This window comes from Dactylosporangium sp. NPDC049525, from assembly GCF_040676755.1.
Taxonomy (GTDB): domain Bacteria; phylum Actinomycetota; class Actinomycetes; order Mycobacteriales; family Micromonosporaceae; genus Dactylosporangium.
Map to the genome: position 1 here is coordinate 155,825 of NZ_JBFAPO010000019.1, position 22,563 is coordinate 178,387.

The following is a 22,563-nucleotide window of genomic DNA, read 5'->3' on the forward strand; positions in this document are numbered from 1 at the left end:
ACTCATGGTTACCCCACGTCCAGTTTGAGCAGGTCGTCCTCGGTCTCCCGGCGGACGATGACCCGCGATTCCCCGTCAACCACCGCCACGACCGGCGGACGGGGGACGTGGTTGTAGTTGCTCGCCATGCTGCGGCAGTAGGCCCCTGTGCCCGGCACCGCGAGAAGATCTCCGGCCCGCACGTCGGCCGGCAGGAACTCATCCTTCACGATGATGTCCCCGGCCTCGCAATGTTTTCCCACCACGCGGGCGAGAATAGGCGGTTCCTCGGACGCGCGGCTGGCGACGGTCGCGGAGTAGGCCGCGTCGTAGAGCGCGGTGCGGATGTTGTCGCTCATGCCGCCGTCGACGCTCACGTACGTGCGGATGCCGTCGACGTCCTTGACCGTGCCGACCTCGTAGAGGGTGAACATCGCCGGCCCGACGATCGCCCGGCCCGGCTCGATCGACAGGTGCGGCACGCTGAGCTGCAGCGCCGCGCACTCCTGCTTGACGATCCGCATCAGGTCCGTGGCCAGGTCCCGCGGCTCGGCCGGGGTGTCCTGGGTGGTGTACGCGATGCCGAAGCCGCCGCCGAGGTCCAGCTCGGGCAGCTCGATCTTGTGCTTGTCGTGGATGGCGGCCTGGAGTGACAGGAGCCGCCGGGCGGAGACCTCGAACCCGGACGTGTCGAAGATCTGGGAGCCGATGTGCGAGTGCAGGCCGCGCAGCTCGAGGACGTCTTCGGTCAGGATCTTGTCGACTGCCTTCGCGGCGGCGCCGCCGGACAGCGAGAAGCCGAACTTCTGGTCCTCGTGCGCCGTGGCGATGTACTCGTGGGTGTGCGCCTCGACGCCGACCGTAACCCGGACCATGACCTTCGGCCGGGTGTTTTTCTCCTGGGCGATCGCGGTCAGCCGGTCGATCTCGTCGAACGAGTCGACGATGATCCGGCCCACGCCCGCCTCGACGGCCCTGGTGAGCTCGGCAACGGACTTGTTGTTGCCGTGCAGGCCGATGCGCTCGGGGGGCATGCCGCCGCGCAGCGCCACGGCGAGCTCGCCGCCGGTGCAGACGTCCAGCGACAGGCCCTCCTCGACGAGGATCCTCACGATGGCGGTGGCGATGAACGCCTTGCCCGCGTAGAAGACCTCGGCGCCGCCGAAGGCCTCCTTGAACGCCTTGCAGCGGGCGCGGAAGTCCGCCTCGTCGAGCACGTACGCCGGGGTACCGTGCTCGTCGGCGATCTTTCGAACGTTCACCTCACCGACGGTCATTTCGCCATCTGCCCGCCTTTGGACCGTTTTGGACCAGAGCTGGGGCACGAGAGCGTTGACGTCCTGCGGGGTGCGCAGCCAGGAGGGACCGCTGAAGCCCAGGTCCCCGTGCAGCGCTCCGGCCTCATGTGCACGCATTGCCTACATCCGTTCCGGTGCTGAGACGCCGAGCAGGTCGAGCCCGTTGACGATGACCTGACGCGTCGCGTCGTTGAGCCACAACCGCGCCCGGTTGGTCTCCGTGATCGGCTCGTCGCCCTGGGGCAACACCCGGCAGTTGTCGTAGAAGCGGTGGTAGGACCCCGCCAGCTCCTCCAGATAGCGTGCCACGCGATGCGGCTCGCGCAGCTCCGCCGCGGTCGCCACCACCGCGGGGAAGTCGCCGAGGGCCTTGAGCAGGTCGAGCTCCTTCTCGTGCACGAGCAGCCCGGGCTGGAAGTCGTCGGTCCTGAGCAGCCCGAGCTCCGCCGCGTTGCGGGCGACGGAGGCGGTGCGGGCACCCACGTACTGGACGTAGAAGACCGGGTTGTCGTTCTTCTGCCGCGTGATCACCTCGATGTCGAGCGTCAGCGGCGAGTCGGTCGAGGAGCGCGCGAGGGAATACCGCGCGGCGTCGACCCCGACGACCTCGATCAGCTCGTCGAGCGTGATCAGCGTGCCGGCGCGCTTGCTGAGCCGGACCGGCTCGCCACCGCGCAGCAGGCTGACCAGCTGCCCGATCAGGACCTCGATGTTGCGCTGCGGGTCGTCGCCGGCGCACGCCGCGATCGCCTTCAACCGCCCGATGTATCCGTGGTGGTCGGCGCCGAGCATGTAGATGCAGCGGTCGAAGCCGCGCTCGCGCTTGTTGATGTAGTACGCGGCGTCGGCGGCGAAGTAGGTCTTCTCCCCGTTGGACCGGATCAGCACCCGGTCCTTGTCGTCGCCGAAGTCCGTGGTGCGCAGCCAGATCGCGCCGTCGGCCTCGAAGATGTGCCCCTGCTTGCGCAGCTCGTCGAGGGCGTGCTCGACCGCGCCGCCGTCGTGCAGCGTCTTCTCGGAGAACCACACGTCGAAGTGCACGCCGAACCGCTCGAGGCTGTCCTGCATCTCCTTGAGCATGGCCTTGTAGCCCTCTTGCTCGAAGGCTGCCGTCTGCTCTTCCGGGCTCTTGCTGGTGATTTCGGGGTTGTTCGTCACGATCTGCCGGGCGATGTCCTGAATGTACTCGCCAGGGTAGCCGTCCGGCGGCGTCGGCTGGTTGTTGGCCGCCGCCTGCACCGACTCGCCGAACCGGGCCACCTGCACGCCGGCGTCGTTGATGTAGTGCTCACGGGTCACGTCGGCCCCGGCCGCGGACAGGATCCGCCCCAGCGCGTCACCGACCGCCGCCCACCGGGTGTGCCCCAGGTGGATCGGCCCCGTCGGGTTCGCCGAGACGAACTCCAGGTTGACCTTCTCCTTGGCGAGGGTCTCGCTACGCCCATACGCGCGGCCGGCCTCCACCACGATCCGCGCCAGCCCACCGGCCGCCGCCGCCGACAGCCGGATGTTGAGGAACCCCGGACCGGCGATCTCCACGGCATCGATCCCGGGAGTTTCCTGCAAGTTTTTCGCGACCGCCGCGGCGAGCTCGCGCGGGCTCAGCCCGACCTTCTTGCCCACCTGCAGGGCGATATTCGACGCATAGTCACCATGCTCCGGGTTTCGCGGTCGCTCCACGCTGGTCGTCGCAGGAAGAACGGACGCGTCGAGGTCACGCTCAGTAAGCGCCGCCCGGGCGGCTTCGAGGACTGCTACGGCGAGTTCAGCGGGAGTCACCGACAAATGCTATCGGGGGTAGACTCCGGTACTTGGCGGCGGCCCGTTCTGCTGGTCACAATGCGGGACGGACCGTTCCGGTGGCCCCCTGGCCTCGCCGTGTCCCGCCCGACCCCCGACCGTTGACCAGACGAGGCCCGATGAGCGAGCACAACGCTGAGCGTTGCGAGGCGACGACATGAGCATGAGCACCCAGCACGGTGGCGGTAACCGCAAGCCATCGACCAGGCCCGTTGCCGGCGCCAAGCCGAAGCAGGGCGGCGACGAGGACGAGGTCGACATCGACGCGGTCGAGGAGACCGAGGTCGAGGAGGCCGAGCCGGTCTCCCTGGGCAAGCCGAAGGCCAGCCCCCGCAAGTCCGCCCCGGCCCGCAAGACCACGCCGGCCGGCAAGCGCGCCCCCGCGGGTCGCCCCGCGGCCCGCAAGGTCGCCCCGGTGAAGGTGAAGCAGGGCGCCGCATGGGGCCCGATCATCCTGTTCTCCGTGGTCGGCCTGCTGGCCCTCGGCATCGTGGGCTTCGCCGTCTACCAGGTCAACGAAAACGGTCTCACCGTCCGCGAGCGGGCCGACCGGATCGACGGCATCAAGGACTACTTCAAGATCAACAAGGCGTACACCGACGAGCGCAGCCACGTGTGGGGCCCGCAGAAGTACGACCTGAGCATCGCCAACCCGCCGGTGGCCGGCAACCACAACCAGAACTGGCAGCGCTGCCTCGGCGACGTCTACACCGCACCGATCGCCACCGAGCACGCCCTGCACGCCATGGAGCACGGCTCGGTCTGGATCACGTATCGCCCCGACCTGCCGGCCGACCAGGTCGAAGCGCTCGCGAAGAAGGTCCGCGGCAAGGACTACATGATGATGAGCCCCTACGAGGGCCTCGACAAGCCGATCTCGCTGCAGGCCTGGGGCTTCCAGCTGAAGGTCGACAAGGCCAGCGACGGCCGCATCGACGAGTTCATCAAGGCGCTCCGCCAGAACGCCAGCCTCGAGCCCGGCACCCCCTGCTCCAGCGGCGACATCATCACCGAGACCGGCACCACGCCGCGTGACCTCGGCAAGGACGGCCAGCAGCAGCAGCCGGCAGCGGGCGGCTGAGCACCAGACGATGTTCGGACAACTCTCGGCGCGGGCACGCCTGACCCTGGGCGTGCTCGCCGCCGTTCTCCTGCTCGCCGTGGGCGTCTCCGTCGGGTATCTCATCCCCACCCTGCGCGCCCCCGGCGAAGACTCAGTCGACGCCGGCTTCGCCCGCGACATGAGCGTCCACCACACCCAGGCCGTCGAGATGGCGATGTTCGCGTACCGCCTCGGCTCCACCGACGACATCCGCACCCTGGGCTACGACATGGCCACCAGCCAGCAGTGGCAGATCGGCCAGATGCAGACCTGGCTGACCCAGTGGCACCTGTCCCCCAACACGGACAACACCCCGATGGCCTGGATGCCCGACGGCAAGAACGCCCTCCAGAGCGACGGCCGCATGCCGGGCATGGCCTCCCAGGACGAGCTCAAGAAGCTCAAGTCCGCCACCGGCAAGGACTTCGACACCATGTGGTGCCAGCTCATGCTCCGCCACCACCTGGGCGGCATCCACATGTCCGAGACAGCAGCGGAGAAGGCCTCCACCAGCGAGGTCCGCGACGCCGCCGAGAAGATCCGGGTGTCCCAGCAGTACGACATCACGGCGTTGTCAGAGAAGCTCCAGGACCTGGGCGCGCAACCCCTCCCCTCCTGACTCAGGCGCCACAGCCGATCTGTTATCCTTTGCGAGGCCGCAAGGCCCCCGTAGCTCAGGGGATAGAGCACCGCCCTCCGGAGGCGGGGGCGCAGGTTCGAATCCTGCCGGGGGCACGTCACAGAACTGCAAATGCGCAGCGCGACCGGCCGATCACTGATCGTCGAAGCCAGTTTCGCGTTCGAGTAGACGATTGAGGATGGCCCCGGCCGAGCGGCCGGGGCCATCCTTGTCGTGGCTCGATGTACCGGCACTGAACGCGCCCTGATCGCGGCATGCGTGCGCAGCCGATCAAGGCGCGTCGGTGCCACCGATGGGCCAGCCTGCCCACTCCAAGGTTGTGCCACTCAGTTCGGCCCGTGCAGCGGCCGCAAACGCACGTTCTGCGCTCCGGCACCGGTCGACGAACTCGTCCGGAATCCGGCCAGCGGCATGCTCGGCCCGAGCTTCCGCAAGACTTCGGTTCGCTCTAAGCACGTCCTCGGCGCACACGGCGGTGCTATGGGACTGTGTGACGAGACCGATCTCAATTCTCAGCCGCAGCACGTTGAGGGCGACGTCGCCGGCCTCAGCATGTGGCCTCGTCGAGAAGGTTGATGCATCGACGATGACAACCTGAGGATTCATGGTGGTAGCGCGCCAGACTCGTGCAGAGGCAAGGTAGTCAGCGTAGACCCGACGCCGCTCCTAGACGAACCGTTCGCCCTCCTGTAGCTGCCATACCCGTCCCTGAGCGCGGGCTGACAACAATCCGCCAACCAGCACCCCCGCAAGCGCCCCGCCCGTCGAGATGAGCGCGACGACGACCTCGATCATGTCTGCACCCTTCCGTAGCCGTCATCGCCGTTTTCCCCGAGCAGCCGCCTCCTTGAGGTGTACCTGACCGCATGGGTGGGCTTCGAGTCGTCAGGTCCGCGACGACAGCGTGACAGCCATCGTCAATAACCGGTGCCCACAGACGGTCACGCGCCGCGCGGACCGCAGATGAGTGCACACGATCATCGACATCCGATCGAGCCCTTTCGTTCCATCGGGTATCACGACGCAAAATTGCAAGCGTCAGGCGGCGCCGTCGGCCTATATTCTTATCCATGGCACCGCGACCTCGCTGGCATCACACGCTGACCGCAGCGCAAGCCGAGGCGCTGACTGCTGTTGAGATCTACAACAGCCCCACCTCACTGCGGCCACTAGAGGGCTTCCTCGTCCATATGCATGTCGCTTGGCTTTACCTTCTTCACGCCACGTTTGATAAGGCCAAAACGCCTTATCACTATAAGGATCCGAAGACTGGAAGATATGTTCGGGTTGACGGCGAGAAGAAGAGCTGGGAGCTTCAGAAATGCATTGAAGTGCGATGGCCATCCATCAAAGAGCCAGTGCGCCAAAATCTCGAACTTACGGTTCAACTGCGCAATAAGATCGAGCACCGCTTCGAGCGCGGCCTGATGGTAGCAGCTTCGGGATTCGCGCAAGCGCTAATAATGAACTATGAAGCCGAGTTAGTAGGCATTTTTGGCGCCGGCTACTCTATCGCGGATCGTGTGCACATTCCCGTCGCGTTAAGCACTTTCTCTCGTGAAGGTGCGGCCGCGATGGCAAGCAGCCAGTTGCTTCTGCCTAAACGTTTGCGTGATTTCTTTATTGACTACAGGGCACGCCTGGATGACAGCCTTCTTAACGACCAGGCATTCGAGATGCGCATCGAGATTGTCCAGAAGCGCTCCCCTAAGACCGAGGCAGATCTGGCCGTCTCATTCGTTCGTGAAGACGATCTGGCCGACGAAGAGTTGGAGGCATATAAACAGCTGGAGCGCGTGGGGCGGGTGATCCTGCGGGACAAAGACCGCGATGTCGCAAATTTCGGGTGGATGAAGCCATCCGTCGCGTCGACTGCTATCCAGACAGGGCTTTCATTTAGATTCAGTCCTTCCGCAGAGTTCCCCCGTGCTTGGCGGCACTACCGAGTTCGCCCAGACAGGAATTCCACTGGAAAGCAGCGAAACAAAACGAACGCGAAGTATTGCCGATACGACGAGGCTCATGATGACTATCTTTACTCGCAAGCCTATGTTGACTACATTGTGGCCGAACTGTCTGACGCTGCCGAATTTCAGCGCGTAATCGGCTGGCCGCCGAAACGGCCCTGAGTTGCGCAGGGTTAAAAACTACTGTCGAGTGACCCCCACCTCGGCGCGGCCGGAAGGGATCGATTCCGTGCACTTTCTCGCCGAGCTTGAGTGCGCTCAATTCGGCAGATGAGTGAGTACGTGACCATCACGGTGAGGGCATGGTGCGAGCACTGGCAACGGGCCAGTCGTCAGCGCGCGAAGCCCCGTTCGGAACCGCCAACCTGCAACCGCCTTGGCAGCTCGAACACGAGGTCAACCCGCGCATTGACCCAGCTCAACCCAGGCAACGTGACGGTCAAGCCGTGCAGGTTTGTCTCTAGCCGGGGGCACCATCCGCAAGACAGCGGTTCACCAGCCAAAGCGAAGCCCTGGACCAGCGATTACGCTGCCCAGGGCTTCGCTGCTGTGTACGGCTGTCGGCGACTCCGATCGGCCGCCACCGACCGTCTGTGCCTAGTGCGTGCCCAAGGAGCCACAGCTGCCCCCGCCTGCTTGGTGCATGTCTTCCTGCCGAGAGCAGCACCGACCTACAGGCCGCGCCACAACATCATCAAGCAGTGCTCAAGAGCCACCAAGGCGGCGGTCATCGCTTCAGCCATGCGGTCATCGTCGGCATGCTTCAGCTTCTGAAGATCCCCAAGCGTTCCATTGACCGCCTTGACCATCAGGTCAACCGAGGACGCTGGCAACCCGCGGTCGTGGGCGATGAAGCGAACTTTCAGCGCTCGGGTCGGCTTCCCATTCACGATCTCCTTCGCATAGTTGCCTACGCTTGCCTGCCATTCCAAAACGCGGTCCGGTGGCGCCAGACTCCTCAAAGACCAGTCGAGTGCCTCGACGCCCGAGTTAGCAGCTTGCGAGATCCAGTCCGGCCCTCGCTGGCTTACTGCATGCCAAGCACCCTTGTACTTCCGAGGAAGCTTTGGGTCCAACTCTTCAAGCCAGGCAAGTAGCAAATTCGTCTCTTGAATACGCGCAAGTACCCACGGAGGGCGCTCATCGTCGCTATCTTCGTCCTCGATCACACGTGCGGCCGAATTCACACTTTGCGCGCTGAAACCAAGATGTAGCAACGATTCAGAGTCGGCACCGTCGCGCTCTAACCGAGTTGGGCGAGTCCCGACAGACCAGCTTTTTGCTGCTTGTACCACCCGCGGAGCCAGCCGCAGGTGATCAACTCTTCCTAGCTCAAACATTTGCGATGCCAGGTAGGCGTTTTGGATCGCAAGACCGGAGGCAGAAACCGTACCCGCAGATTCTGCCAAACGAACCAGGCCAGGTTGATGCCGCAAGAGAGATTGCCCTAGGCCCGCACTGACGAGGCCGGCAAGTTGCTGCTCGTTATTGCGCCAAACATCGTAGCCAGGCTCTACGATCCCACCGAGCTGGCGTTGCTGTAGAGCGAGCGCAGCGGTCAACCCTGGGGCGAGCATCCGAGAAATCCGGTCTTGATGCTCACTAGATGCATGCAAGAATGAAGGCTGAATGGCGCGGGAGGCACTCAGACGAAACGCCTCAATGACACCCTGTGAAATTATGGGCGCACCCATCCGAACTAGATCAACCATCGCCGACTGAGTAAAGCTGGAAGCATTTGCCCCAATTGCCTTCATCAAACTCTGCGAAAAACTCGTGCCATTCGCTCGAAGTAGATCGGTTACGGCCAACTGAGCGAAGAGAGATACACTCGGACCAAGGGTTTTCATCAGACTCTGCGAAAAGGTTGGCCCACTCACCCGAACCAGATTGGCCACCGCCGACTGAGCATCGCGACCGACACTCAAGCTTGCACTACTCGCGGCAACTCGGCGTGCAGAATCAAGTCCATCCGTGCTCGGAAGATCGTATTTCTTCTTTGCAGAGGATCGCCGCGATTTGGTGCTGGAGTCGCGGGAATCGCCGGCCAGGGGCGTTCCCACGACAACAGTTTCGTCGCCGACGACCTCGCCGCCATCTTCATACACGCTGCGTTCCCTTCAACCGGCACCCCACGACGCCAGGCGCACCCAGGACAGGGTACCGGCATGCGAATGTACTTACGACACCATTAGACGCCCCCAACTTCGACCCTTACGTTAGGAACGTTTCCGTACCAACCTAGGAGCCAAGCGCCTGCTCGATCCGCTGTCGAAGCTGATACCCGGTTCCATCCAGACACTTGGCGTAGATCTTTAGCAAGACTTCTACGGAGTGGCCGGCCCATTCGGCCGCCTGGGTCGCAGGCACTCCCCCGTTGAGCCATGTCGACACCGCCGCATGACGAAGGTCGTATGGGGTCTTCGCCAATGGAGTTGCCGCGATTGACTCGGTGAACGCGCGCTCGCGCGCTCGCTTCCACGCTCGGATGATGGTCGGTTTCGGCAGTTCGGCTCCATTCCGCTCCCCCACGAGCGGGCTTACGATCTTGCGCCGGCGGCCTTGCACGGCAAAATAGGGTTCCGAGCTATCCTCACGTTTAGCTCTTGAGCAGCAAACGGAGTGCCCGCGTCACTGCGCCGTCGCACGTGAAGCCTCTCTGTGCGTGACGAGCAGCGGGCTAACGGATTGTGACCCGGCCGCGGGCGGTGTACAGAAGGACAATGCCCTCATCTCCGCCTTCAGGTTGGTCCGCTGCCGAAGGCAGGCTATGGCAAGCCATGCGGGAGGGTGTTTCACTCGACCTGACGACAGGTGAAGCGGGCCCGACCGGTCCTGGCGAAGGCGCCGTCGAAATCGCCGCGGAAGTTCTGATGCGTTTGGTCCTTCAACCACCGACCGCTGTCCCCGGCGCGGTCCGAGCACTCCATCTCATCGGTGCGCATGTCACCGGGCACCTGTGCATGCGTTACGCGTCGATCGATGTGCCGGTCACCATCGCGAACTGCCGGTTCGACCAGCCGGTGCAGCTCGACGGCGCCACGGTGCGGGCCATGGACTTCACCGGCAGCCAGTTCCCAGCGCTCGAAGCTGACGGGCTCCGGATTGACGGCGACCTGACCCTCCACCACGTCAACACCGGTCTGGTCTCGCTGTTCGGCGCGAACGTCGCAGGCAACCTGTGGCTTACCGGCGCACACATCGACGGTCCCCTCAGAGGTCCGCAACTCACCGTCAAAGGCGGCATCTACGCCAAATCGATGAACGCCCGAGGACGAGTGAACCTCTGGGGCGCACGCGCCTTCACCCTTGAACTGGACCACGCGTCGCTAGCCTCCGACGACGGCCTGGCGTTACGGACGACCGGCATCCAACTCGAACAGAACCTCGAAGGTAGCCACCTGAGCATCACCGATGGCGGTGTCGACCTGTTCGGCGCCAAGATCGGCGGCCAGCTACGGTTCGAACACGCCGCCCTTCGCAACGCGAATGGCTGGGCCGTCCACGCCCCCATGCTCACCGTAGGCGGCAATATCTACGGGCGCGGCCTGACCGCTGACGGCGGCATCGATCTGGCTGGCGCCTCGATCGGCGCCTCCATCGAACTCCCCGCAGCTACCCTGACAGGTCAACACCGGCAAGCGCTGAGCGCACCCGCCATCCGAATTGGCGGACGGATGTCCCTTGACGACCGCTCCCGCATCGCTGGCGCTGTCACCCTCTCCCGCAGCGAGATCAACGGCACCCTCAGCTTCGCGACCGTCGAATTCACCGAGGACAGCACCGTCGACCTCCGCCACGCCGTCGTCGGCAAGCTGGACATGACCGCGCTCAGCCCTCCACCGGCCGTCCTGGACCTCAGAAACGCCGCTGTCGGCACCATCGACGATGATCCGACCGCCTGGCCGACACACATCAGGTTCGCCATGTGCACCTACCAGACGCTGCACCCAATGCTGCCGGCAACGGAGCGACTGACCTGGCTGCAACGAACAGCCGACCCGTACCACCCGCAGCCCTACGAAGAACTCGCCAATCACTACCGCCGCATCGGCCACGACGACGAGGCGCGAACCACCGCCGTCGCCCGCCACCAGCGCCGCCGCAACGGCCTTCCACCAATACGGCGTTTCTGGGGCTACATCGAAGACGCCACCATCGGCTACGGATACCGGGCCAACCGTGCGCTCGGCTGGCTCACGGCACTCACCGCAGCCGTAACCGTCGTGTTCGCCGCAAATCCGCCACAACCGGCCCAGCCCAGCGGACCACCGTTCCAGCCAGTTGTCTACGCCTTGGACCTCATCCTGCCCGTCCTCGACTTACGCCAAGAACGCGCTTTCGTACCCGTCGGCGCCACACAATGGGTCGCCTGGGCCAGCACACTCACCGGCTGGCTCCTCGCCACAACCGCTATAGCGGGCCTCACCCGCCGTCTTACCAGACCGTAGACCCAAAAGGGGTCAAATTTCAAAAATCGGAGACAAGACGACCAGAAGGACCAACCTGCAACCGCTAGAAACGCTGAAATCGCAGGCCATCTACTCTGAAAGTGCAGTTCAGACCAACTCAGGGCACGCTTGACTGGTGCAGGTTTGTCTCTTGCCGGGGGCACGTCACAGAACTGCAAACGCACAACGTAGCTGGTAAATCACTAATCGTAGAAGCAGCGTTCGCGATCATATGAACTAACGAACGAGGATGCCCCGGGAGAAATCCCGGGGCATCCTCGCGCCTGCCTCATGATCCGGAGCATTCCGCAGAGGTTCGCGGGTCTGCCGCGCGCTCGAACCCGCCGCGCCCGGGGCTCACTGTCTTCCACACCCGGCTCGGCCTCACCCTCGTCGACGTTAGGGACAGGCAAACCCTGTCAAGCTCGTCGACACCGAAAAACTGCGTCAGGAGTCGAGCGATGTTGAGCTCACTCCCCAAGGAAACCGCCGAGTCCGGCTCGACGGCTGGACGCTGATCGTCTACCCGGATGGACGGGCGCGGGTACAGCCGCCGGCCAGCACTGGGAAGCTGATCGTCGAATCAGCCTTCCCAGGCCCGAACGGAGGCAACATCACCGTGAGGGTCATCGGCGAATGACCTGACCCAGCTGCGCCCAACTGCCGCAGCTGGGTGCATCAACGCCCGTTTGCACAGACGGCGACTGGAATGAACGGCCTCGGCTTCGGCTCGGTGAGGAAACAGATTTGCCGCGTACTATGGCTGCGCGCTCGCCGCGTGAGGCTGCTTTGCCTACGGTCAACTCCGTGGCAAGCACATCAGAGGAGGAGCCAGGCATGGTTGCCAGATTGATCGACGTGATGGGGACCGTTGACGCACGGACTGTTGTCCCGATGGTGGTGCTGCTCGTCGGCTTCCTCGGGTGGGTGATCTTGAACGAGGGTCGCACCCACCGCCTGGAGCGGCTGATCCGCGCCTTCCGAGGTCCGAACAAGGGAGACAGCGACGATGGCTGACCGCAGCCGGCGCGTGCCGGAGAACCCCAGAGAACAGCCGTTGATGACCCGGGCGCAGATCGCCCAGGCGGCCGGGGTCAAGGAGCAGGCCGTCAGCAACTGGGCGCATCGGCACCCCGACTTTCCCAAGCCGATCCAGGGAGATCAGCAGATGGCGTTTCCCGCCGTCGACGTCGCGGTATGGCTGGACAGCCGCAAGGTCCAGAAGGGTGACCTGTGGGCGGACGAGGCACCCGGCGTGACGTATGGTCACCGGTTCCGCGGCGCGGCCGGCCTTCATATTGCCGTTCTCCGCGCGGAACCCGCAGTCCGCACACCGGTCGCCGGGCTCAAGGCTGGCCTGTGGAAACTCCTGGAATCCGGCTACAACCAGAGCGAAGACCCCGGCATGTACCAGGAACTGGTCATGTCGCTGGTCTGCGTGCAGGCGGTCACTCCGGAGGGATGGGCACGGATCGCGACCGCGCCTGCGCAGCGGATCTCTGAGGACTTCCGTCACGTGTGGTATGCGCAGCCGTTTGCCCACATCATGCGCACCGACATGATGAAGAAGATTACGGAGGACGGGTGGCGGCAAAACCGTCTCAGCGCCATCGTCAACGCTCTGCGGAGGCATGTCCTGCCCGGCCTTGATCCGCAACCGCTCGAGAAGGCCGGCCGGATGACAGCGCCAGACACGTTTGACTTCCTCCTCGACCGGTTCGCGCAAGCCCGCCACCGCAGCACCGACGAATATCTGACCCCGGCAGAAGTGGCCCGGCTGATGGCGCGGCTCGCTGATCCCGAGCCGGTCGACCGGGTGTACAACCCGTGCTGCGGTTCCGGCGAGATCCTGACTGCGGTGCTGGCACATCAGCGACGGTCCGGACTCGGCCTAATGTCGCCGGGCTGGGTCAGCGGTCGCGCCCTAGCCGCACGGACCTGGCGGCTCGCCGTCATGAATGCCGCAGTCCACGGCGCGCCTATCGACCTCGGCGACCAGCCGCCCGACCACCCCACCGTGATCGACATGGGTGTCGGCTCCTACGACGTCATCGTGACGAACCCACCGTTCAAGATGGACGACTGGCAGCCCTCGGCAGGCTTCCCGGCGGCAGCCTGGTCCTACGGCGAGCCGCCCCGCCACAACGCGAACTTCGCCTGGCTGCAACTAGCCGTAACGGCCCTGGCTCCGGCAGGCCGGGCCGTCGTCGTCATGCCCAACACCGCAGCCTCCAGCCGGAACCCCAAGGACAAGCAGATCCGCGCCACCATGGTGGCGCGAGGCGCCGTGCACTGCGTCATCGAACTGCCGGGCCGATTGTTCCGGGAGACAGCGAGCCCGATCACGCTGTGGATTCTCGGCCGTCCCGAGGAGCGACCGCACCATGAGGTCCTGCTGATCGACGGGAAAGCGGCCACAGAACCCGACGGCGCCACACACCGTGTCCTAACCGACCTCGGCAGCGACACCATCGTCGACCTCTACCAGGAATGGCTCGAAGGCGGCGGCGACCTGCTCCAGCGGGTCAACAACGTGACCGCGACGGCGGTCGCCCTCGACCGACTCGAACCGACCGGCTACGACCTACGGGCCGCGGCCTACCTCCGCCCTGCCGTGCCGGACACCGCGCAGGAACCGCGAGCGACGACCGTCGTCGACCTGCGCGCCAACCTCCGAACGCTCGACATCGCGGCCGCCGCCGCCGACCGCGCCCTGGACCACCATCTCGATCGGTTGCACCCATGGAACCACTGATCAGCCCCACCCCCGCCAACTGGCAGCATCGGCGACTCGACGAGGTATGCACCGTGCAAACCGGACCCGGCGGGTCAGTCCTGAAGGCCACAGACCGGGTCCCCTCCGGCATCCCTGTCGTCAACACCACCGACATCAGCGACGGCCGCATCACGCCAACACCGACCTACATGGTGAGCCATGACAAGGCAGAACTACACCTCAAACGGTACGAGCTTGCCGAAGACGACATCCTGCTCGCCCGGCTCCGCGCCACCACCAGCCACGCCCTTATCACCACAGCCGAATCGCGGTGGCTGATGGGCAGCTCCACCATCCGGATCCGCGTCACCGACGCCGCCCGCTCGGCTCTCCTACCGCGCTACCTCGACTGCTACCTGAGACACCCATCGGTCCACGAGTTCCTCACCCGCCAGATCCAGCAAGGCCTCGTGCCCAGCCTCACCAGCGAAATCGTCAGCAGGCTACCCCTCGCCCTACCCCCGCTGGAGATCCAGAACAGCGTGGTCGAGGTCGCCACAGCCATTCACGACAAGATCCAGGCGCACGAACAGGTCATCCAAGCCGCACGCCAACTCCGAGACGCGCTGATCCCGCAGCTTGTTTCCGGTGAGGTCACAGCCTTGTAGGGGGTCGTGACCTCAGTCATCAGACTCGCGCACGCCGACCCGTCCGCGCGCCATCTCGACACGCCCACCGTAGATCGCGCTGTCCACCACGGCGTCGAAGTCATGCCAGTCCGGCTGCATGTCGCAGCCGGTGCACGTATTCGGGTTGTAGCTCGCGCCCCGCGCACCGAACGGCCGAGGCCGCAACCGCCGCGCCACGATGTCCTGGCCGGCACCGCGCAGGATCTCCTCCGCGAGCGCGACAGCGCCGTCCTGGTCGACCTTGACGAACTCACCGACAGCCGGCCGGTTCACGGGCAGCAGGGCCAAGACCCACAGCATCTGATGCGCGCAGCGTGGACACGGCGCCACCTTGCCCAACACGCGCAGCAGCAGCGTTCTGTCGACTGGCTGGGTCTGCGGGATAGACATATCGACATGGTGCCAGCCACGTACGACAGGCTTCCCTTAAGTCCGAGTACGAGGGCTGACACAGGGCTCCAGCGAGTGGTCGGCTGGAGCTACAGAGCGGCTCCCGGTGCGGCCTGTATGAACAATGGCCGGCCGGCGCGGCCCGGTATGGTGAACCGATGCCCGAACCTATGCGCGTGGTGCTCGCCGCCAGCGGGGCCGAGCAGTTCAACGTACTGCGTGACACCTGCCTGGCGGCGGGCCACGAACCGGTTGCGTACGTGGTGTCGCGGTCGATGCGTCCCCGTTCGCCTGTTGACGCGTGGATGGCCGCGTCGCTTTCGAAGATCGTGACCCAACTGCCGGACGGGATTGACCTTCTGGTGCCGGCGAGCGGCGATGGACTGGCCCGTCAACTCGTCGGGTACCGACCGGATCTGGTGGTTGTCCACGGCTTCAACTGGCGGCTGCCTGTGCGGGTGCTGGAGATGGCGACGCATGGGGCGGTCAATATCCACCTGTCGTTGTTGCCAAATTATCGTGGGCCCGCGCCGGTGTTGGCGGCGATCCGTGCGGGCGACCCGCGCATCGGTTTGACGGTGCATCGGATGGACGAGGGGTTCGACACTGGCCCGGTCCTCGTACAACGCGATCGGATCGTCCTTGATGAGTGGGTCACACCGGCGCTGCTGTGGTCGCGAGTGGGGCCTGTGCTGGCGGAGGCGCTCACCGAATCCCTCGCGATGGTCGCCGGCGGGGCGCCCGGCAAGCCGCAGGGCGACGCCGGAGCGAGCTACGCCGGGTTCATCGAGCCGGAGTTCTCCGCCATCGACTGGGGCCGCACTGCCGCGCAGATTCACCACCAGGTGCGGATGTTCGCGTACCTGGGGCGGGCGCCGGTCGGAGTGGTTGACGGTGTGTCGGCGCCGTGTGAAAACTGAGCCGTAGTCGACGGGTGAAATCTGAGCACCCTGTGTACGGCTTGGGGTGTGATCAGCGTGGAGGACTGGGCCGAGATCCGTCGGCTGCACCGGTCTGAGGGTGTGAGTCAGGCGGCGATTGCCCGCCGGTTGAGGATTTCGCGGAACACGGTGGCTCGGGCGTTGGCGTCGGATCGGCCGCCGAGGTATCAGCGGGCGCCGCGGGGGTCGGTGGTGGATGCGTTCGATGCCCGGATCCGGTCGTTGCTGGCGGAGTGGCCGACGATGCCGGCGACGGTGATCGCGGAGCGGATCGGGTGGACCAGGTCGTTGACGGTGCTCAAGGACCGGGTGCGTGAGTTGCGGCCGTTGTTCGCCGGTGTGGACCCGGCGGACCGGATCAGTTATGCGCCGGGCGAGGTGGCGCAGTGTGATCTGTGGTTCCCGCCGCTGCCGGTGCCGGTGGGCGCCGGCCAGCAGCGGGTGTTGCCGGTCCTGGCGATGACGTGCGGGCATTCGCGGGTCACCGACGCGGTGATGATCCCGTCGCGGCGGGGCGGGGACATCCTGGCCGGGATGTGGGAGGTCATCGCCGATTGGGGCGCGTGCCCGCGCACGCTGCTGTGGGATCGGGAGTCCGCGATCGGCGGGACCGGCCGGTTGACGGTCGAGGCCGCCTCGTTCGCCGGGACACTCGGTGTCCGGATCAGGCTGGCCCCGCCGCGGGATCCGGAGTCCAAGGGCCTGGTGGAGCGACGCAACGGGTTCTTCGAGACGTCGTTCCTGCCCGGGCGCACGTTCACGTCACCGGTGGACTTCAACATCCAGATCAGCCAGTGGCTGGCGGAGCGGGCGAACGTGCGGCATCTGCGCGCGATCGGCGCCCGGCCGGTCGACCTGTGGCCCGCCGACCGGGCCGCGATGGTGGCTCTGCCACCCATGTCACCGGTGATCGGGCTGACCGGCCGGGTCCGCCTCGGCCGGGATTACTACCTGCGCATCGACGCCAACGACTACAGCGTCGACCCGCGGGCGATCGGCCGGTTCGTCGACTGGATCGCCACCCCAGCCCGGGTAGTGGCGACCTGCGCCGGGCAGGTCGTGGCCGAACACGACCGGTCCTGGACGAACGCAGCCACGATCACCGACCCGCACCATCAGGCCACCGCGAAGGTGCTGCGCGTCGAGCTGGCCGAACGCCGCGCCACCCGACGCCCCGGCACCCGCAGCCACCCCGACGGCCATGTCGTGGCACTACGAGCCCTGCCCGACTACGACGCGCTCTACGGCGTCGACTTCGACACCACACCCGAAGTCCAGCCCGACGACCAGTCCGGCGCTGGATCCACCGCTGCAGACAGGATCTAAATGGCCACCACCGCAACGGCGAGCAGCCGCGGGAACGCCGCGGCTGCTCGCCACCGACCGGACCACCTGGACTCCAAGCTCGCCTATCTGACCCGGGTGCTGAAGACGCCCACGATCGGCCGGGTCTGGCAGGACCTCGCCGACACCGCCCGCGACGCCAACTGGTCCCACGAGGAATACCTGACCGCGGTCCTGGAACGCCAGGTCGCCGACCGCGAGTCGGCGGGGAACATGATGCGGGTCCGCACCGCACACTTCCCGTCGATCAAAACCCTCGAGGACTTCAACCTCGAGCACCTGCCCAGCCTCCGCAAAGACGTCCTCGCGCACCTGGCCACCGCCACGTTCGTGCCCAAGGCCGACAACGTCGTGCTGCTCGGCCCGCCCGGCATCGGCAAGACCCACCTCGCCGTCGGCCTGGGCATCAAAGCCGCCCAAGCCGGCAACTCCGTGCTGTTCGACACCGCCACGAACTGGATCACCCGACTGTCGAAGGCCCACCACAGCGGCGCCCTGGAAACCGAGCTCAAGAAGATCCGCCGCTACCGGCTCATCATCATCGACGAGGTCGGCTACATCCCGTTCGACACCGACGCAGCCAACCTGTTCTTCCAGCTCGTCGCCTCACGCTACGAACAGGCCTCGATCCTGGTCACCTCGAACCTGCCGTTCGGCCGGTGGGGCGAAGTCTTCGGCGACGAAGTCGTCGCCGCAGCCATGATCGACCGGCTCGTCCACCACGCCGAAGTCCTCACCCTCGCCGGCGACTCCTACCGCACCAAAGCCCGCCGCGAACTGCTCGCCAAAGACCGCAACAAGTAGGACAAACCATCAACCCGGCTGCTCAGTTTTCAACCGTCGCAACCTGCTCAGCTTTAAACCGTCGTTGACACGGTGTAAGGCTGCGCGTGGTGCGCACCTCGCTGGCTGAGGCTGACGGGCTGCGCATGGAGTGCGCCGACGCCCCGATCTGGATAATCGAGTCCGCCCCGGAGGCGGATCAGCCGTCCGGGGCCTGACCCCGCAGCCGGTCACGCAGCGCCGTCGCAGCAGGGTCATGGAAGTGTTCCAACAGCGCCAGGGCCTCTGTGCGGCGGGCCAGTGCACTATCGGTGTCGCCAAGTCGCTGGCTGGCATCCGCCCAGGACGCGAGCGTGCACGCGTGGTGCCATCGGCTGCGCATGTCGCGCTGGGCAGCTGCGGCGACGGTGTAGAAGTCGACCGCCTCTTCGAATCGGCCGAGGTCCTGGTATACATCGCCGGCGGCGGCAATGGCGATGGCTTCACGGATCCGGTCGCCGACGCGTCGCTGGAGCGTGGCGGAGCGTTGGTAGGACTCCAGTGCCTGGCCGGGTTCACCGTCGGCGCGTTGGATATGGCCGAGTTCGACGAGCCAGTGCCCGAGCCACATCTGGTTGTCAACATTCTCGGCGATGGTGATCGCGGCGCCGATATTGGCGTAGGCGCTGACGAGATCGCCGGTCTCCCGTCGCAGCCGGCTCAGGAGATACAGGGCATTGCCCTCGCCGAAACGGTCGCCGGACCGCCGCAGCGTCCGCAGCGCTTCCTCCAGCGGCAGCGTGGCCTCAGTGTGCCGATGCAGTTCCAGAAGCGCTTGGGCTTGGTTAGCGTCGAGGTTCCCGATCCAGTACCCGTCGTCGAGGTCAGCGGCGATGCGTCGTCCCTCAGTGAAGGCCGCCACAGCGTCGTCGAGGCGTCGGGCACCCAACGCGACCAGCCCGAGCGCGTTGTGGGACATCGCCTCGCCGCGACGGTCACCGAGGCGTTGCCTGATATCCAGCGCAGACTGGTGGCTCGTCGCGGCGTCGTCGAGGCGGCCAGATTGCAGGTACGCAGCGCCGAGATTCGCGTACGTCCACGCCTGACCAGCAAGGTCACCGGCCGCAATGGCGCTGGTGAGGCCGATGTGGCCGGTGACCAGCCAGTCGTCGAAGGCGTTCTGCAGAGCGCAGATCCGGCCGAGAATCACGGCGAGTCGCCATGCGAGTGGGTGCAGATCCGCGTCGGCAGCGGCGCGGGTCGCGGCAGCGAGGTTGTCGCATTCGGTGTTGTACCAATGCTGCGCGGCGTCGGACGTCGCCAGCATCGGCAGAAGCGGGGCGACTTCTGCTGGGATGGAGTGGATCAACGCGCTGGTGTCGAACCCGGTTAGGTGGTGCAACACGGTGGCCGCAGCTTGTAGGTACCAACTGACGATTCGTCGCAGCGCGGCCGTCCACTCTGTCTGGTCGTCGATGTCGCGCGCCTGGTCGTGGGCGTAGGCACGCAGCAGATCGTGAAACTCGTATCGGTCTGGTGCCCGCTGGTCAAGCAGATGCGCGCCGACGAGGACATCCAGGTATCGGCGGGCGGTGCGCAGATCGTGTCTGCCGAGCGCAGCTGCGGCCTCCGCGCTGAACTGGTTGCCCGGATGCAGGCCCAGTAGCCGGAATAGGCGGGCGGCGGGTTCGGGCAATGCCCGGTAGGACCAGGCGAAGACCGTACGTACGGCGTCGCTGTCGTCATCGTCGCCGGGGGTGAGTGCCTCCCACAGCGCTGACTCGTCGCGGAGGTCGGCGATCAACTCATCGAGACGCATCATCGGCCGGCTTGCCGCGCGTTCGGCGGCGACGCGCAGCGCGAGGGGCAGGCGTGCGCACAGCCGTGCCAGTTCGACGAGTTCGTGGCGCCGGTCGTCGGTACGGTAGCGGCTGGTCATGATGCCCAGTAAAGCAACGGCGTCGTCCTCGTGCAGCACGTTGAGTCCGACGCGGACTGCGCCGTCGCGGGTGACAAGCGCGGACATGCGGTCCCGGCTGGTCACGACGGTCAGACAGGTGTTTGTACCGGGCAGCAACGGGCGCACCTGGGCAGAGGTCGCGGCGTTGTCGAGGACGATCAGGATACGCCGGCCGGCGAGCATCGACCGATATAGGGACGCCCGGTCGTCGAGCTCAGCAGGGATCGCCCCCGGGGGACGGCCAGGTCGCGCAGGAATCGGGTGAGGACCTGATCGCCTGTGGCGGGCGCTCCCGGGTCGTAGCCACGCAGGTTGACGTACAGCTGGCCGTCGGGGAACCGGTGCCGGATGGAGTGCGCCCACCGCAGCGCCAGGGATGTTTTGCCGACTCCAGCGGTACCTGTAATGACCGTGACGATCGTCGCGTGGGATTCGTGCCGCTCTGCGATGAGCGCCCCGTCGAGCGTGGCCAGTTCGTTGTGCCGGTTGACGAACGCGGACACGTCACCGGGCAACTGTGAGGGGATGACCGCAAAGGACCGCGGCTCATGGTGGTGGACGTGCACGCCACCGTGGATATCACGGGCCTGCACGATGTCGCCTGAAGGTCCGTTGGCATCCACTCGGTTGAGATGACCCGGCGGCTCCGCTGAAGGACTTGGGGATGTGGCAGGCATATGGCGACGGGGGTCAGGGCGTCGGTGGGGGCAGTGGGGAGACCTCCCTGTCGAAGAATGAGGCCAGGGGTTCACCCTCGTCGTAGAGCGTTCGGGTAAGCAGTCGGCAGCGCTCGACCAGGCCGCGGTCGCGGAACCGGCGGCCCGCGCACAGGACACCGTGTTCGTCGTAGACGGGCTGGTAGAGCAGCGTCGAGCCGAGCGTGGCGAACTCCGGCAACAATCCGTCTGATTCTAGTTCCGCGATCTTGTCCGGGCCGATGACCCGGATCAACGCGCCGGCCCGCTCACGAGCGCGCAAAAGGTGCAGCTCCCATTGCAAGTACGGGATGATCGGCTGCTCGACCACCCGGACCCGGTAGGTGGCGAAGCCGTGCGCGACAATCTTTCGGTAGTAGTCGGCCAGGTCGTCGCGGCGGGCCTCCAGCAGCCGCAGCGCCTCGCTCCAGTTGCCTTCGGCGAACGCCCGCCAGCTGTCGTCGCCGGGTTCGCGGAAATGCTGCTGGCGTTCCAGCTTCCAGAAATCTCCCTCTTCGATCGACCAAAAGTCTCGGTCGAAATCAGGGAAGTAGTCGTCTAGCGTCAACAGCTCGCTGTTGACGCCATCAAGAAGGTCAGGCATCCGGGATGTCGGCACGCGCGGCCAGCATCGTGCGGCGCGGGATGACCACCACGCGCTCACCCGGACCAACAGTTGCGTCGGCGGGCAACAGCTGCCGGTAGTGGTCAGTCAGGTCACGGCCGACAACCGCAATGTCACCGTTGTCGAGTTCCCAAATGTCAGGGCAGCCGTTGTCCCCACCAGTCGCGTTCAACTCTTCGGGGGATCTGCCCCAGCGGCGCAAGAATCTCGCCGCGGTGTCCGGCTCCCAACCGACGCGCACAGCCACCTCCGAGGATTCGCTGGAACGACATTGACCCTCGGTAATGCTACCATCACCTTGCTGTAGGGGACGAGAGGACGTCGACAATGGATGAACAGTTCTGGACGCCCGTCGCCCTCGCGCTGGCCACAAGGACCGCCGAGACGCTCGCTGAAGGCGCCAAATCCGCGATCGCCGCCCTGGTGACAGTGGTACGACGACGGTTCGAACTCAGACCCGACGCTCAGGCCGCGCTCGATGCCGCCGAAGCCGATCCGAGCGACCCCGGACGGATCCAAGCGCTCAGCACCGCTCTCCGAGCGGCAGCGGCCACCGACCCCGACTTCGCCGAGGCGCTGCGGGTTGCGTGGCGGGAGGCGATCGCCCACATTGACGTCCCCGACCCCGGCACCGTCAACCACATCACCGGAGCCATCACCGGCAACGCCGTTCAGGCACGAGACATCAGCGGCGGCGTCACCTTCGGAAACCGGTGACACGCCAGCCAGCGCCCACCCACCGGAGGCACGACAGGACCCCGCAAAGTCGTTAGTTGTCACCAAGCAGGGCCAACGGACGGTTTGCGTTACGGGCGTGGTGACGGTACTGCCAGCGCTCGGGTCGTCATGTCCTCTTCTCGCTGACGAAGCGCGGCATTGGAGGATGTTCCTGCCCACGGCGGGGTTCCGGACGCCTGAGGGGGCCGAGCAAGCCGACGCCGCGCAGCGCTGATACAGCAATGCGCGTACGGACACCGTCACGATGCTGCACGGCCATGCCGAAGAACCACAACTCCTCCGCCGCATCATCACCGAGGACCGGCGTACCAATACGTGCCAAGATCTACCGCAGCGGGTGGTCGACGACATCCTGCGTGCCAACGCGGCCTGATCGGCCCGGCACGAGTCAGTTCTTGGGACCCTGGTGCGCTACTCAGCAACAGTCGGCGGCGGCGAGGCGAAGGGGCACAAACCTGCGCCACTC

Annotated in this window: 20 protein-coding genes and 1 tRNA gene; 12 read left to right on the forward strand and 9 right to left on the reverse strand. The window is 65.7% G+C overall.

What is annotated here, in order from left to right; translation table 11 throughout:
* Positions 1–8 precede the first annotated feature (8 nt).
* Positions 9–1,394, reverse strand: a complete 1,386-nt coding sequence (gene lysA, locus AB0K00_RS26725) for a diaminopimelate decarboxylase (RefSeq protein WP_363524976.1) — start codon at positions 1,392–1,394, stop codon at positions 9–11.
* A 3-nt stretch (positions 1,395–1,397) separates the two neighbouring features.
* The gene (gene argS, locus AB0K00_RS26730) at positions 1,398–3,056 is read right to left on the reverse strand and encodes an arginine--tRNA ligase (protein ID WP_363524979.1); all 1,659 of its coding nucleotides are present in this window, start codon (positions 3,054–3,056) and stop codon (positions 1,398–1,400) included.
* A 178-nt stretch (positions 3,057–3,234) separates the two neighbouring features.
* Between argS and AB0K00_RS26735 the strand changes: the two genes are divergently transcribed.
* The 3 genes from AB0K00_RS26735 to AB0K00_RS26745 all read left to right on the forward strand — a co-directional run bounded on the left by AB0K00_RS26735 (position 3,235) and on the right by AB0K00_RS26745 (position 4,914).
* A complete protein-coding gene (locus AB0K00_RS26735) occupies positions 3,235–4,158 on the forward strand; it encodes a DUF3105 domain-containing protein (protein ID WP_363524982.1) in 924 nt (307 codons plus the stop codon).
* A 10-nt stretch (positions 4,159–4,168) separates the two neighbouring features.
* Entirely contained in the window at positions 4,169–4,798 is a 630-nt protein-coding gene (locus AB0K00_RS26740) for a DUF305 domain-containing protein (RefSeq protein ID WP_363524984.1), read from the forward strand.
* Positions 4,799–4,842: 44 nt separating this feature from the next.
* Positions 4,843–4,914: transfer RNA gene (locus AB0K00_RS26745), tRNA-Arg, on the forward strand.
* 571 nt (positions 4,915–5,485) lie between these two features.
* On the opposite strand, the gene AB0K00_RS26750 is transcribed toward AB0K00_RS26745, so the two are convergent.
* Positions 5,486–5,614, reverse strand: a complete 129-nt coding sequence (locus tag AB0K00_RS26750) for a hypothetical protein (RefSeq protein WP_363524987.1) — start codon at positions 5,612–5,614, stop codon at positions 5,486–5,488.
* A gap of 275 nt (positions 5,615–5,889) precedes the next feature.
* Here AB0K00_RS26750 and AB0K00_RS26755 point away from each other — a divergent pair, with 275 nt between their 5' ends.
* A complete protein-coding gene (locus tag AB0K00_RS26755; RefSeq protein ID WP_363524994.1) occupies positions 5,890–6,948 on the forward strand; it encodes a DUF3644 domain-containing protein in 1,059 nt (352 codons plus the stop codon).
* A gap of 509 nt (positions 6,949–7,457) precedes the next feature.
* Here AB0K00_RS26755 and AB0K00_RS26760 read toward each other — a convergent pair.
* Complete coding sequence (locus AB0K00_RS26760) at positions 7,458–8,894, reverse strand: hypothetical protein (RefSeq protein ID WP_363524997.1); 1,437 nt, start codon at positions 8,892–8,894, stop codon at positions 7,458–7,460.
* Positions 8,895–9,566: 672 nt separating this feature from the next.
* Here AB0K00_RS26760 and AB0K00_RS26765 point away from each other — a divergent pair.
* The 4 genes from AB0K00_RS26765 to AB0K00_RS26780 all read left to right on the forward strand — a co-directional run bounded on the left by AB0K00_RS26765 (position 9,567) and on the right by AB0K00_RS26780 (position 14,621).
* Entirely contained in the window at positions 9,567–11,237 is a 1,671-nt protein-coding gene (locus AB0K00_RS26765) for a pentapeptide repeat-containing protein (RefSeq protein WP_363525000.1), read from the forward strand.
* A gap of 807 nt (positions 11,238–12,044) precedes the next feature.
* Positions 12,045–12,254, forward strand: a complete 210-nt coding sequence (locus tag AB0K00_RS26770; protein WP_363525003.1) for a hypothetical protein — start codon at positions 12,045–12,047, stop codon at positions 12,252–12,254.
* Positions 12,247–13,992 (forward strand): N-6 DNA methylase, encoded by a 1,746-nt coding sequence (locus tag AB0K00_RS26775; RefSeq protein ID WP_363525006.1) that lies wholly within the window; start codon positions 12,247–12,249, stop codon positions 13,990–13,992. Before AB0K00_RS26770 ends, AB0K00_RS26775 begins: the two co-directional genes overlap by 8 nt.
* Entirely contained in the window at positions 13,980–14,621 is a 642-nt protein-coding gene (locus AB0K00_RS26780) for a restriction endonuclease subunit S (RefSeq protein ID WP_363525009.1), read from the forward strand. The genes AB0K00_RS26775 and AB0K00_RS26780 overlap by 13 nt, the downstream gene beginning before the upstream one ends.
* Positions 14,622–14,633: 12 nt before the next feature.
* Here AB0K00_RS26780 and AB0K00_RS26785 read toward each other — a convergent pair whose 3' ends face one another.
* Complete coding sequence (locus AB0K00_RS26785) at positions 14,634–15,032, reverse strand: hypothetical protein (protein ID WP_363525012.1); 399 nt, start codon at positions 15,030–15,032, stop codon at positions 14,634–14,636.
* Between the two features lie 158 nt (positions 15,033–15,190).
* Here AB0K00_RS26785 and AB0K00_RS26790 point away from each other — a divergent pair, with 158 nt between their 5' ends.
* Genes AB0K00_RS26790 through istB form a run of 3 tightly spaced genes read left to right on the forward strand, consistent with a single transcriptional unit; the run spans position 15,191 to position 18,121 of the window.
* Positions 15,191–15,952, forward strand: a complete 762-nt coding sequence (locus tag AB0K00_RS26790; RefSeq protein ID WP_363525015.1) for a formyltransferase family protein — start codon at positions 15,191–15,193, stop codon at positions 15,950–15,952.
* A gap of 48 nt (positions 15,953–16,000) precedes the next feature.
* Positions 16,001–17,299 carry an IS21 family transposase gene (gene istA, locus AB0K00_RS26795; protein WP_363525018.1) on the forward strand — a complete coding sequence of 433 codons (1,299 nt, stop codon included), beginning with the start codon at positions 16,001–16,003 and terminating at the stop codon, positions 17,297–17,299.
* Positions 17,300–18,121 carry an IS21-like element helper ATPase IstB gene (istB, locus tag AB0K00_RS26800; protein ID WP_363525021.1) on the forward strand — a complete coding sequence of 274 codons (822 nt, stop codon included), beginning with the start codon at positions 17,300–17,302 and terminating at the stop codon, positions 18,119–18,121.
* Between the two features lie 178 nt (positions 18,122–18,299).
* Here the strand turns inward: istB and AB0K00_RS26805 are convergent, their stop codons facing one another.
* The 4 genes from AB0K00_RS26805 to AB0K00_RS26820 form a co-directional block, all read right to left on the reverse strand.
* Positions 18,300–20,222 carry a tetratricopeptide repeat protein gene (locus tag AB0K00_RS26805; protein WP_363525023.1) on the reverse strand — a complete coding sequence of 641 codons (1,923 nt, stop codon included), beginning with the start codon at positions 20,220–20,222 and terminating at the stop codon, positions 18,300–18,302.
* The gene (locus AB0K00_RS26810) at positions 20,198–20,662 is read right to left on the reverse strand and encodes a hypothetical protein (RefSeq protein WP_363525026.1); all 465 of its coding nucleotides are present in this window, start codon (positions 20,660–20,662) and stop codon (positions 20,198–20,200) included. Before AB0K00_RS26810 ends, AB0K00_RS26805 begins: the two co-directional genes overlap by 25 nt.
* A 67-nt stretch (positions 20,663–20,729) precedes the next feature.
* On the reverse strand, positions 20,730–21,338 hold the full coding sequence (locus AB0K00_RS26815; RefSeq protein ID WP_363525029.1) for a DUF6879 family protein: 609 nt from the start codon (positions 21,336–21,338) through the stop codon (positions 20,730–20,732).
* Positions 21,331–21,600: a hypothetical protein gene (locus AB0K00_RS26820; protein ID WP_363525032.1), complete on the reverse strand. Its 270-nt coding sequence runs from the start codon at positions 21,598–21,600 to the stop codon at positions 21,331–21,333. Before AB0K00_RS26820 ends, AB0K00_RS26815 begins: the two co-directional genes overlap by 8 nt.
* An 86-nt stretch (positions 21,601–21,686) precedes the next feature.
* Between AB0K00_RS26820 and AB0K00_RS26825 the strand changes: the two genes are divergently transcribed.
* Entirely contained in the window at positions 21,687–22,076 is a 390-nt protein-coding gene (locus AB0K00_RS26825) for a hypothetical protein (protein ID WP_363525035.1), read from the forward strand.
* Positions 22,077–22,563: the final 487 nt, after the last annotated feature.